Source organism: Glaciihabitans sp. dw_435, from assembly GCF_018449675.1.
In the GTDB taxonomy this organism is placed as follows: Bacteria; Actinomycetota; Actinomycetes; order Actinomycetales; family Microbacteriaceae; genus Glaciihabitans.
Genome location: NZ_JAAVUZ010000001.1, coordinates 247331 through 260069 on the forward strand (window position 1 = coordinate 247331; position 12739 = coordinate 260069).

The 12739-nt window shown below is 63.8% G+C and carries 10 protein-coding genes; 6 read left to right on the top strand and 4 right to left on the bottom strand.

Translation table 11 applies throughout. The annotated features are described in order from the left end of the window. Nucleotides 1–49: 49 nt before the first annotated feature. Entirely contained in the window at nt 50–808 is a 759-nt protein-coding gene (locus HB677_RS01165; protein WP_213813817.1) for a CPBP family intramembrane glutamic endopeptidase, read from the bottom strand. 330 nt (nt 809–1138) lie between these two features. On the opposite strand from HB677_RS01165, the gene HB677_RS01170 reads away from it, so the two are divergent. From HB677_RS01170 to HB677_RS01195, 6 genes are all read left to right on the top strand, one after another. Then, nucleotides 1139–2761, top strand: a complete 1623-nt coding sequence (locus HB677_RS01170) for an ABC transporter substrate-binding protein (protein ID WP_213813818.1) — start codon at nt 1139–1141, stop codon at nt 2759–2761. A 191-nt stretch (nt 2762–2952) separates the two neighbouring features. Beyond that, complete coding sequence (locus tag HB677_RS01175) at nt 2953–3882, top strand: ABC transporter permease (RefSeq protein WP_213813819.1); 930 nt, start codon at nt 2953–2955, stop codon at nt 3880–3882. Further along, a complete protein-coding gene (locus HB677_RS01180) occupies nt 3872–4822 on the top strand; it encodes an ABC transporter permease (protein ID WP_213813820.1) in 951 nt (316 codons plus the stop codon). Before HB677_RS01175 ends, HB677_RS01180 begins: the two co-directional genes overlap by 11 nt. After that, entirely contained in the window at nt 4819–6582 is a 1764-nt protein-coding gene (locus tag HB677_RS01185) for an ABC transporter ATP-binding protein (protein ID WP_213813821.1), read from the top strand. The genes HB677_RS01180 and HB677_RS01185 overlap by 4 nt, the downstream gene beginning before the upstream one ends. Nucleotides 6583–6789: 207 nt before the next feature. Then, nucleotides 6790–8709 (top strand): translational GTPase TypA, encoded by a 1920-nt coding sequence (typA, locus tag HB677_RS01190; RefSeq protein ID WP_213813822.1) that lies wholly within the window; start codon nt 6790–6792, stop codon nt 8707–8709. Nucleotides 8710–8837: 128 nt separating this feature from the next. Further along, nucleotides 8838–9284, top strand: a complete 447-nt coding sequence (locus tag HB677_RS01195) for a hypothetical protein (protein WP_213813823.1) — start codon at nt 8838–8840, stop codon at nt 9282–9284. A 24-nt stretch (nt 9285–9308) separates the two neighbouring features. Here the strand turns inward: HB677_RS01195 and efeB are convergent, their stop codons facing one another. Genes efeB through efeU form a run of 3 tightly spaced genes read right to left on the bottom strand, consistent with a single transcriptional unit; the run spans nt 9309 to nt 12659 of the window. Then, complete coding sequence (gene efeB / locus HB677_RS01200; protein ID WP_213813824.1) at nt 9309–10574, bottom strand: iron uptake transporter deferrochelatase/peroxidase subunit; 1266 nt, start codon at nt 10572–10574, stop codon at nt 9309–9311. 19 nt (nt 10575–10593) lie between these two features. After that, entirely contained in the window at nt 10594–11793 is a 1200-nt protein-coding gene (efeO, locus tag HB677_RS01205; protein ID WP_213813825.1) for an iron uptake system protein EfeO, read from the bottom strand. Continuing rightward, complete coding sequence (efeU, locus tag HB677_RS01210) at nt 11790–12659, bottom strand: iron uptake transporter permease EfeU (protein WP_213813826.1); 870 nt, start codon at nt 12657–12659, stop codon at nt 11790–11792. Before efeU ends, efeO begins: the two co-directional genes overlap by 4 nt. Between the last annotated feature and the right edge of the window lie 80 nt (nt 12660–12739).

Genomic DNA, 12739 nt, shown 5'->3' on the forward strand with positions numbered 1-12739 from the left:
CATCACGCGAGAAAGTGTCAACGCCCCGGTGAGCGTCGCCCGCCCGTCATTACTTGGGAACTCCGAAGAGGTCGGGGAACGTTGCTGCCGCCCAGGGGTAGCCGACGAAGATGGCGATATCGATGACCGCGTGCGCAATGATCAGCGGGACCAGCCTGCCGTTGCGCTGGTAGAGCCAACCAAAGAGCAGACCCATGGCGAAGTTGCCGATGAACGCACCGATGCCCTGGTAGAGGTGGTAGCTGCCTCGCAGCACGGAGGTGAGCACGAGGATGCGCCACCGTCCCCAGCCGAGCTCCTTCAGGCGCTCGAACAGGTAGCCGATGACGATGACCTCTTCCTGCAGACCGGCGCGCACGGCCGACAGCACGAGCACGGGAACCGTCCACCAGTACGTGTCGAGCGCCGTCGGCACTACGTTGACGGTGATGCCGAGGGCTTTTCCGCCGAGGTAGACGGCGATGCCCGGAATGCCGATGACGAGGGCGAGGCCGAGCCCGCTGAGCCCATCCCGTGCTGGTCTTGTCCCGTCTATTCCCAGACGCCCGAGGTGTGGACGAGAGGAATTCCACAAAAGGAATATAACCAAGGCAACTGGTACGAGGTCGAAGAACAACGCCATGAGTTGGTAAATCAGATCGAACGTCGGCCGGTCGCTCAGCGAGATATTGATCGTCGCCGTCTGTTGTGACAACGCAATTTTCTGGGTCAGCCGGTTGACGATCGACACCACCGAGTAAGCGGCAGAGGCGCCCAAGGAGAGGCCGAGCACCAGGAGGATCTCGGTCGTCAGGCGCTTTCTGCTCACTCCCAGCCGCGCGTCAGGGAAATTCACGCGCGAAGCGCTCTGTCGGTTGTCCACACCCGCAATTGGTACACAGGTTCGATGTTATGGGGCTGTGAGTGGCGATTCCCAGCATCGGCCCGGTGCGAGTGCAACATTTCTGCGTATACGACCATTTGTATAACGTTTGTTTGCATCCGGCGCAACGATCCCCCGACTGCGTTACCGCTGTGTAACGTTTAGTGCGACAGTTTGGCCGGGAGCATGACCCCTGCTTAGGGTTCTTGTTATTCGGCGCGGCAGTTCGCGAGGTTTCGCGCTGCCGTCTGCACACACCTTTGCACAGGAGGAAAATTGAAACTCAACAGAATCGGCGTAGCGTTCGCCGGTCTCGGCATCGCGACAGCGCTGGTGCTGACCGGTTGCTCAACCAGCGGGAGCACCACCCCGTCGGCTACGGCATCCGCTAACGCCACGGCCATCATCACGGCAAACGGCTCAGAGCCCGCGAACCCGCTGATCCCGACCAACACCAACGAAACCGGTGGCGGCAAGATCACGGACAACATCTTCGCTGGCCTGGTCTACTACAAGGCCGATGGCTCTTCCGCCAACGACGTTGCAGATTCCATCACCACGACGGACGCTCAGAACTACACGATCAAGATCAAGTCTGGTCTGAAGTTCACCAACGACGAGCCCGTCACCTCCAGCTCCTTCGTTGACGCATGGCAGTACGGCGCCCTGCTCAGCAACAAGCAGCTCAACAGCTACTTCTTCGAGTCCATCGAGGGCTTCAGCTATGACAAGGACAGCCCCCTCACGGGACTGAAGGTCGTCGACGACACCACCTTCACCGTCAAGCTCAAGGACAAGGAAGCGGACTTCCCGCTGCGCCTCGGCTACACGGCATTCATGCCGCTGCCGGCCTCCGCATTCAAGGACATGAAGGCCTTCGGCGCAGCGCCGATCGGTAACGGTCCGTACATGCTTCCCGATGCTGCCTCATGGGAGCACAACGTGAAGATCTCCCTCGTCACGAACCCCGACTACGACGGCCCCCGCAAGCCGAAGAACGGTGGCTTGACCATCATCTTCTTCGCGACCGAGGACGCTGCGTACGCCGAGGCTCAGGGTGGAACGCTTGACGTTCTCGACTCCGTCCCGAGCGCACAGCTCGCGAACTACCAGACGGACTTCCCGGACAGCTTCGTCAACCAGCCGGCCGCGATCTTCCAGTCGTTCACGATCCCGGCCAACGCCGCGCACTTCACCGGCGCTGAGGGCAAGCTGCGTCGTGCCGCTATCTCCGAGGCAATCAACCGCGACCAGATCACCAAGGTTGTCTTCCAGAGCACCCGTACGCCGGCCACCGACTTCACGTCGCCGGTCATCGACGGTTACTCGAAGTCCCTCGAGGGTTCTGACGTGCTGAAGTTCAACGCCGATGACGCCAAGGCGAAGTGGGCCGAGGCCGACGCTATCTCGCCGTGGACCGGCAAGTTCCAGATCGCATACAACGCTGACGGTGGCCACCAGCCCTGGGTTGACGCTGTAACCAACTCGATCAAGAACACGCTTGGCATCGACTCCTCGGGTGCTCCGTACCCGACGTTCGCCCAGTTCCGCACCGTCATCACCGACCGCACCATCAAGACCGCGTTCCGCACCGGATGGCAGGCCGACTACCCGGCTCTGTACAACTTCCTCGGACCGCTCTATGGCACGGGAGCCGGCTCGAACGATGGTGACTACACCAGCGCCGAGTTCGACGGTCTGCTGAAGCAGGGCCAGGCACAGACGGACGTCTCCAAGGCGAACGAGTTCTTCCAGCAGGCACAGGAGCTCCTGTTCAAGGACCTCCCCGCCATCCCGCTGTGGTACTCCAACGTCACGGGTGTCTTCAACAAGGACGTCTCTGGCGTCCAGTTCGGTTGGAACTCGGTTCCGATCTACTACGAAATGACCAAGGCGTAAATCCTTGATCTGACCGTCATCTGACGGTCGACCTGTGGGGCGGTGGCTCAGAGCCCCCGCCCCACAGGCGTATTCTTGCTCGAATGGCTCGGAGACAACAGCGTCTTCGGGTCTATTTGTCCGACACCCCGTAACAGTAAGGTCACAACCTCAGTTATGTGCACGCTCGCGAAATCCGGAGACTAGACGCCATGGTCTGGTACATCCTCCGGCGCCTCCTGCAGCTAATCCCCGTCTTCTTCGGGGCAACGCTGCTCATCTACTTCATGGTCTTCGCGTTGCCGGGAGACCCCATCGCCGCCCTCGGCGGCGACCGCGGGCTCAGCCCCGCTCTCGCAGATCAGCTGCGAGCCCAGTACCACCTGGACCAGCCGTTCATCGTGCAGTACTTCATCTACCTCGGTGGAATCTTCACCGGCAACCTCGGGACGTCGTTCTCCGGGCAGCCTGTCTCCCAGATCCTGGCTGCCACCTTCCCCGTGACACTGCGACTGACGATCCTCGCGGTCATCATCGAATCGATCGCCGGTATCCTTATCGGCCTCGTCAGCGGACTGCGCAAGGGCAAGCTGTTCGACGCGAGCGCCCTTGTCGTCAGCCTCCTGCTGATCTCGATCCCGATCTTCGTTATCGGCTTCGTCTCGCAGTTCATCTTCGGCATTCAGCTCAAATGGGTGAACCCCACCGTCGGCGACGGAGCACCGTGGAAGGACCTGATCCTTCCCGCGTTCGTTCTCGCGAGCATCAGCTTCGCGTACATCGTTCGCCTCACGCGCAGCTCGGTGATCGAGAACCTCAACGAGGACTACGTGCGCACGGCCACGGCCAAGGGATTGGGTCGCCGCCGGGTCATCCGCGTCCACATCCTGCGCAACTCGATGATTCCCGTTGTCACGTACATCGGAACCGACTTTGGAACGTTGATCGTCGGTGCGACCGTGACCGAGGGTATTTTCAACGTGCCCGGTGTTGGCCGCACGCTGTACCAGGCGATCATCCGCGGTGAGGGTCCGACCGTCGTGTCGTTCGTCACCGTGATGGTCATCATCTACGTCGTGTTCAACCTCCTGATCGACCTCCTGTACGGACTGCTTGACCCAAGGATTCGCTATGCCAAGTAACACTCCACTGTCGCCGACGCACTTCGTCGCGCCGCTCGACGAGACTCCTCTCGTTGCTGTCGACAAGGTGTCCATCTCCGAGCGCAAGAGCAACCTCTACCTGGATGCCTGGCGCGATGTTCGGGGCCGGGTGCTGTTCTACGTGGCAGGCGCGGTGATCATCCTGATCCTCGTTGTCGCCTTGTTCCCGTCGCTGTTCACCTCGATCGACCCGAAGTACTGCAACCTCGACCTCAGCAACGCGGGTCCCGGGGCTGGACACCTCTTGGGCTCGACCTTCCAGGGCTGTGACATCTACTCGCGCATCATCTACGGCGCGGGCACGTCGCTCTCGGTCGGCTTCATCGTGACGGTGCTTGTCACCATCATCGGTGTCGTCATTGGTGCAGTCGCTGGCTTCTACGGCGGATGGGTCGACGCGGTTCTTTCCCGCATCGGTGACATCTTCTTCTCGATCCCGTACATCCTCGCCGCGGTCGTCATCATGTCGCTCTTCGCTGCGTACAGGAACGTCTGGACGCTGTCGCTCGCCATCGGAATCTTCGCTTGGCCGAGCGTCGCGCGAATTCTCCGCGGTCAGATCCTCTCGGTGAAGAACGCCGACTACGTGACATCCGCCACCGCACTCGGCGTCTCGCGTTTCAAGATCCTGGTCAAGCACGTCCTGCCGAACTCCGTTGCCCCGGTCATCGTCATCACCACGATCGGCCTCGCCGGCGCCATCGTCGCGGAATCTACGCTGTCGTTCCTCGGTGTTGGTCTTGGCAGTGACTCCATCTCCTGGGGTAACGAAATCAGCAACGCACAGACCCAGCTCCGCACCGACCCCAGCAACCTGATCTACCCGTCGATCGCTCTGTCGATCACGGTGCTGGCGTTCATTCTGATGGGCGAAGTCGTTCGCGACGCCCTCGACCCGAAGGCGAGGGCCCGTCGATGAGCGACACCTCAGCACGCGCAACCATCTCCGGCTCGAGCCTCGCGGCAACACCGCTGCTCGAAATCTCCAACCTCAACGTCGGATTCACGACCCAGCGCGGCGTTGTGCCCGCCGTCAACGGCGTCAACTTCACGATCATGCCGGGTGAGACCGTCGCGATCGTGGGGGAGTCGGGTTCCGGCAAGTCCACCACCGCGCACGCCATCATCGGTCTGCTTCCGGGCACCGGTAAGGTCACCGGCGGACAGATCCTGTTCGACGGCATCGACCTCGCCACCGCCACCGAAAAGAAGCTCGAAGAGGTCCGCGGAAACCTGATCGGCTTCGTGCCGCAGGACCCGATGTCGAACCTTAATCCGGTGCTGAACATCGGCTTCCAGGTGCAGGAGACTCTTGTTGCCAACGGCAAGGCGACCCGGGGAAAGGACGCGAAGGCCAAGGCCATCACCGTCCTGCAGCAGGCGGGACTCGGCGACGCCGAGCACCGGCTTCGCCAGTACCCCCACCAGTTCTCGGGCGGTATGCGCCAGCGCGTACTCATCGGAATCGGCCTGTCGTCGACCCCGAAGCTGCTGATTGCCGACGAGCCGACCTCGGCCCTCGATGTCACCGTGCAGCGCACGATCCTCGATCACCTCGCTGGTCTGACCCGCGAGGCCGGCACCGCCGTTCTCTTCATCACTCACGACCTGGGTCTCGCCGCCGAGCGCGCCGAGAAGCTCATCGTGATGTACAAGGGAAAGATCGTCGAGTCCGGTCCGTCGGTCGAGATTCTGCAGAACCCGCAGCACCCGTACACCCAGCGTCTTGTCGCCGCGGCCCCGAGCCTCGCATCGCGCCGCATCCAGAGTTCCAGCCGTCCGCTGGCAACACTCGACTACGTCGCGCCGTCCATTGCCGGTGACGTCGACCTGATCGCCACTGCCGAGGCGCACGCGGAGCACACACCCGTGACCAAGACGCTGGTGCCGTCGATCGTGGTCAAGGATCTCACCAAGGTCTTCCAGATCAACACGGGCAAGCTCCAGCGTCAGCCGTTTACGGCCGTCGACCAGGTGTCGTTCACCATCGCCAAGGGAACTACGACCGCTCTGGTGGGGGAGTCGGGTTCCGGCAAGTCCACCGTCGCGCGACTGATCCTCAAGCTCGACGAGGCAACCTCTGGCTCGATCACGGTCGATGGAGAGGATGTCGCGAAGCTCAAGGGCCGCGAACTTCTCGCACTCCGTCGCCGGATGCAGCCGGTGTTCCAGGATCCGTTCGGTTCCCTCGACCCGCTGTACAACATCGGCTCCACCATTGCTGAGCCGCTGGTGACGCACAAGGTTGGCGGACGTAAGGAACAGCGGGCCCGCGTGCTCGAGCTGCTCGATCAGGTTGCTCTCCCGACGGCCCTCGCCGACCGGTACCCGAACGAGCTCTCCGGTGGTCAGCGTCAGCGTGTGGCCATCGCGCGTGCACTCGCGCTCAAGCCCGACATCGTCATCCTCGACGAGGCAGTGTCTGCTCTCGACGTTCTGGTGCAGGCGCAGATTCTCGCGCTGCTGAGCGAATTGCAGTCCGAGCTCGACCTCACGTACCTCTTCATCACCCATGACCTGGCCGTCGTGCGACTCGTCGCCGACAACGTCTGCGTCATGCAGAAGGGCAAGATCGTGGAGGCTGCCGCAACCGACGAGGTCTTCGGTAACCCGAAGCAGGAGTACACCAAGGAGCTGCTCGCGGCCATCCCCGGTGCGGGAATTCAGCTCGCGGTCTAACCGTTATACCTGTCAGCGTGGTCCAAATGGGTCGGAAATCGGCCCATTTGGACATCACGCGGTAGACTGGTCGTGTAGGGCACCGCAGGCGCATCCCTGCTAGCCCCAAAGACCCCCTCACATAGCGTTTGAACGCTGCCGTGCCGCTGCCTGAAAACCGCGCGGACGAGCAACGAACGACGCGCTCATCACTCAAGGAATACACGTATGGCTATCGCCACTCGCACCGACCTGCGCAACGTGGCTATCGTCGCGCACGTTGACCACGGAAAGACCACCCTCGTCGACGCGATGCTTCGCCAGACGAACTCCTTCGAGGCGCACGCGCACCTCGAAGACCGCGCCATGGACTCCAACGAGCTCGAGCGCGAAAAGGGCATCACCATCCTCGCGAAGAACACCGCTGTGCTCTACAACGGTATTCACGCCGAGGAGAACAACGCCGGCGGCGCCATCACGATCAACGTGATTGACACCCCGGGCCACGCCGACTTCGGTGGCGAGGTTGAGCGCGGTCTGTCCATGGTCGACGGCGTCGTGCTGCTCGTTGACGCGTCGGAGGGCCCCCTGCCCCAGACCCGCTTCGTGCTCCGCAAGGCCCTCGAAGCCAAGCTCCCCGTCATCCTCCTCGTCAACAAGACCGACCGTCCCGATGCTCGCATCGACGAGGTCGTCGCCGAGAGCCAGGACCTCCTGCTCGGACTCGCGTCCGACATGGCAGACGAGCACCCCGACCTCGACCTCGACGCGATCCTCGACGTTCCCGTCGTGTACGCGTCCGGCCGTAACGGTGCCGCCAGCTGGAACAAGCCGGAAAACGGCGAGCTCCCCGACAACGAGGACCTCGAGCCGCTGTTCGACGCCATCCTCAAGCACGTGCCGGCGCCGTCGTACGACGACGAGCACCCCCTGCAGGCGCACGTCACCAACCTCGACGCGTCCCCGTTCCTCGGTCGCCTCGCCCTCCTCCGTGTCTTCAACGGCACGATCAAGAAGGGCCAGACGGTCGCCTGGGTCAAGCACGACGGATCCGTTCAGAACGCCAAGGTCACCGAGCTGCTGATCACCAAGGCGCTCGACCGCTTCCCGACCGAGTCCGCTGGCCCCGGTGACATCGTCGCCGTCGCCGGTTTCGAGGACATCACCATCGGTGAGACCCTCGCGGACCCGAACGACGTTCGCCCGTTGCCGACCATCACGGTCGACGACCCGGCCATCTCGATGACCATCGGAACGAACACCTCGCCGATCATCGGCAAGATCAAGGGCCACAAGCTCACCGCCCGCATGGTGAAGGACCGCCTCGAGCGCGAGCTCGTCGGTAACGTCTCCATCAAGATGGTCGACATCGGACGCCCCGACGCCTGGGAGATCCAGGGCCGTGGAGAGCTTGCTCTCGCGATCCTCGTCGAGCAGATGCGTCGTGAGGGCTTCGAGCTCACCGTTGGCAAGCCGCAGGTAGTTGTGCGCCAGGTCAACGGCAAGGTTCACGAGCCCTACGAGCACCTCACCATTGACGCTCCGGACGAGTACCTCGGTGGAATCACGCAGCTCCTCGCAGCCCGTAAGGGTCGCATGGAGGGCATGAGCAACCACGGCACCGGATGGGTGCGCATGGAGTTCATCGTGCCGTCCCGTGGGCTCATCGGTTTCCGCACCGAGTTCCTCACGATCACGCGTGGTGCCGGTATCGCCAACGCCGTCAGCCACGGCTACGAGGCGTGGGCCGGAGACATCCAGACCCGCACCAACGGTTCCATTGTCGCTGACCGCGCCGGTGTTGCCACCCCGTTCGCGATGGTCGCACTCCAGGAGCGCATGTCGTTCTTCGTGCAGCCCACGCAGGAGGTGTACGAAGGCATGGTTGTCGGCGAGAACTCGCGCGCTGACGACATGGACGTCAACATCACTAAGGAAAAGCAGCTCACCAACATGCGCCAGTCGACCTCGGACTCGTTCGAGCGTATGACTCCGTCGCGCACGCTGACGCTGGAAGAGTGCCTCGAGTTCGCCCGCGAGGACGAGTGCGTCGAGGTCACGCCCGAGTTCGTGCGTATCCGCAAGGTCGAGCTGGCAGCAGCCGACCGTGCACGCCGCGTCTCGCGTCTCAAGAAGCAGAACGCGTAACCCTTCTCCACCCGAACGGCCACACCCGGCCCGGCGCTTCGGCGCCGGGGTCCGCGTGTGGCCGTTCGTCGTTAAGCTCGGATGCATCCCACCGCACGACCGGCGGCCACACGCCGCCAGGAGACCCCATGACCCGCTTCCGCACCCGCACGCTCATTCCGCTCACGCTGGGGCTCGCAGTGCTCACCCTGCCGCTGCTGGCCGGCTGTGCAAACAATCCCGTCACGGGATTTGTTCGGGATGTCACGGGCGGCACCGTCGACGTCGGCGGAACGTCCGTTCCCCAGGACTTCCCCTCTGCCGTGCCGCTGTTCGACGGAACGGTGGTCTCCGGATCGGGGGTGGGCGGAGAGGGCGCAAAGGTCTGGAACGTCAGCGTTCGCGTGCCGACGGTGGATTCCGTCAACGACATCGCCTCGGCACTGACCGCCGCCGGCTTCAGCAACAAGTTCCAGGGTTCCGCCACGCCGGACGCGGCGACGCTCGTCTCCGATGCTCCCGCGTACTCTGTCGTCGTGAACGTGGTGCAGGACGACGGCGGATTCGTCGCCAACTACACCGTCACCAAGAAGTAGGCGAGCTGCAGCGCACGCGGCACACTAGTCGAACAGGCCGGCGCCGATGGGACGACCGGATGACGCGCCCGGAGGCACAGCGAAGATGCCCGAGCCCACGTGCCGGGTGTACTCATTCATCGCGTCGTTCTTCGCGAGATTCAACTGCAGGGGCACAAACTGCGTACGCGGGTCGCGCTGGAAGCAGATGAAGAACAGTCCGGCGTTGAGGCGTCCGAGATCGTCGTTGCCGTCGACGAAGTTGTAGCCGCGGCGCAGGATCTCGGCGCCCTTGTTGCTCGTGGGGTGGGCGAGGCGCACGTGCGCCTTCTCATCGATGAGCGGTTTGTCCTCACGGCCAAGGGTGCTGAAGTCTGGCTCGGTGAATTCGGATCCGCCGCTGAGCGGGGCGCCCTCGCCCTTGGTACGGCCGATGACGGTCTCCTGCTCGTGCAGCGACGTGCGGTCCCAGGTCTCGATCGTCATGCGGATCTTGCGCGACACCAGGTAGCTGCCCCCGGTCATCCAGTCCGCACCGTCGCCCGCGTTCACCCAGATCTGCTTGTTGACCTCGGCGGTGTCTTCCGCGCGCATGTTCGCCGTGCCGTCTTTGAAGCCAAACAGGTTGCGCGGGGTGGCCTGTGCGCGCGTGGTCGACGACGTGCGGCCAAAGCCCAGCTGGGACCAGCGCAGCGATGCGCGCCCGAAGGCGATGCGGGAGAGGTTGCGGATGGCGTGCACGGCAATCTGCGGATCGTCGCTGCAGGCCTGGATGCAGAGGTCACCGCCGACCAAGGCGGGCTGCAGCGCGTCCCCGGGAAAATGCGGGAGGTCGATGAGCGCGTCCGGCCGCTTGGAGGCGAGACCAAAGCGGGAATCGAAGAGCGTCGGTCCGAAACCAAAGGTGATGGTGAGACCGGAGGGTGGGAGGTCGAGAGCTTCGCCCGTGTCATCCGGTGGCGCCTCGTAGGGTCCACTCGTCGGGCCGTACGGTCCGGCGCCCAGTCCCGCGGTCATGCGGTTGGCGGCATAGGTCCAGTCGGAGAGGAGCTCGGCGAGCTCGGCCCGGGTGATGTCGCTGACGTCGAACGCAGCGAAGTGCAGCCGGTCCTGGGCGGGCGTGACGATGCCGGCCTGGTGCTTTCCGTAAAACGTGAAGCTGTCAGTGGCGCGGATGGTGCTGGCCGTCGACTGGGTGACGGCCGCAGTGATGCCGACGCCGAGACCGGCGCCAACGACTCCGGCTCCCGCCAGGGAGAACAGTCCCCTGCGGGAGAGTCCTCTCCCGTCGGGAGCCGGAGGTGTTGTCATTGTTCAGATTCTAGGTTGCTTAGCCGACCAGAACTGCCGTGAGCTTGCTGAGCGGCTCGCTCAGGGCGTTGACGCCGTCGGAGAGCGACTTGATCTCAGTGGTGCTCAGCTCGTTGTAGTACTTGAAGCCCTTGTCGAGGCTTCCGTACTGGGCGAGCAGGGTCTCGAGTGACGTGAACTCGCCGTCGATCTGCTTCACGAGGGCGGCATCCTTCGGCTCGGCGATGTCACGGACACCCTCGTACGCAACGCGTGCGCCCTCGAGGTTGGCCTGGAAGTCCCAGAGGTCGGTGTGCGACCAGATCTCTTCCTCGCCGGTGATCTTGCCACTGGCGACCTCGTCGAGGAGGCCCGTTGCGCCATTGCTGATCGCGTCGATGGAGACGGTGTAGTCCGACGCGTGTACTGCCTCGTTCAGGCTTGCGGTGTCGGTCTTCAGGAGGTCGGCGTACTTGGTGCGCTCGGCGTCCGTCAGCGCGACGTAGGTCTTTCCGCCGTTGTCGGCGGCTGCCGGCGGCCAGAGGTCCTTCTCGATGCGGTGCCAGCCGGTCCATTCGGTGCCGGCCTCGACGTCCGCCTCGCGGAAATCTATCTTCGGGTCGAGGTCACCGAACGACTCGGCAACGGGCTCGATCCGCTCGTACGCGGCACGCGTGGTGGCGTACAGCGACTTGGCCTTCTCGACGTCTCCCGAGCGGAACGCGTCGAGGAAGGTGTCGGTGGAGGTCACGAGACCCTCGACCTGGTCCTTGACGTACGCGACGTAGTTGGTCGCGGCGGCGGCAACGGCGGTGGCGTCATCGCCGGTGGCGGCGAGGTCGGTACCGGAGTCGGTGACGGTGAAGGCGGTCTTTCCGATGCCCGCGCCGATCATGCCGGGCTTGCACACGGTGAAGTAGTCGCCGGGCTTGGCCTGCACGACGAGTTCGCGGGAGATGCCGGGCCCGATGTTCTCGACCTCACCGATGATGCGGAGGCCGTCGTCGGCCAGCAGGTAGAACTCGGAGACCTGGTCGCCGGTGTTCTTGATCGAGAACGAGAGGGTGCCGCTGGGCGCCGTCGATGTCGAGACATCGCACGCGGTCTTGCTGCTGTCCACGGTCAACGCCTTGGAGTCGTCCGACGAGGTGGGGTTGTTCGGCACACAGGCCGACAGGGCGAGCAGTGCTGCTGCACTCGTGGCTAGGGCGAGTGCCACACGGGTGGGGCGCTTGATCATCGGGCTCCTTCAGGGGCTGTGGTGGGGGAGGCTGGGGTTGGTGCGATGGGCTGCTTCGTCCCGCGGTTCCGAAGAACGGCGCGGATGAAGCAGAACAAGACGGGGACGACGTAGACGACCCAGGCGGTGGCCTCGAGCACGGTCGTGGCGGGAGAGAAGTTCAGGACGCCCTTGAGCAGGGTTCCGTACCAGCTGTCCGGGGGGATCGCCCCGCTGACGTCGAACGCGAGCGAGTAGAGCCCCGGCAGAACGCCCGCCTCCTGCAGGTCGTGCACGCCGTAGGCGAGAACGCCGCCGGCCACCACGATGAGGAAGACGCCCGTGTAGGTGAAGAACCTGGAGAGGTTGATCGAGAGCACGCCGCGGTAGATGAGGTAGCCGAGCACCACGGCGACGACGATTCCGATGGCCGCACCGATGAGGGGATAGGTTGTCTCACCCGTCGACTCGACCGCCGCCCAGATGAACAGCGCCGTCTCGATGCCCTCGCGGCCCACGGACAGGAAGGCCACGAAGACCAGACCCCATCCGGCACCGCTCAGGTGGGAGTCGACCTCGCTGCGGAGCTCCTTGGACAGCCCGCGCGCCGCGCGCAACATCCAGAAGATCATCCAGGTGACGAAGCCCGCGGCGACGATCGAGAGTGAGCCACCGATCAGCTCCTGTGCGGCGAAGGACAACCCGTAGGCACCGAAGGTGAGAATGGCGCCGAGACCGAGCGAAACGAGCACGGCGAGCGCGACGCCGAGCCAGATACGCGCGATGACGTCCACCCGACCGAGCTTGCGAACGTAGGCGATGAGGATCCCGACGACGAGAGCCGCCTCGAGACCTTCGCGGAGACCGATGAGAAAGTTTGCGAGCACGAACGGCTTTCGGGAGCAGAGGTGGGGGATTGGTAAGGCTTACCTAACCGACCTGACACTACCTGCGTATGCCTATCCTG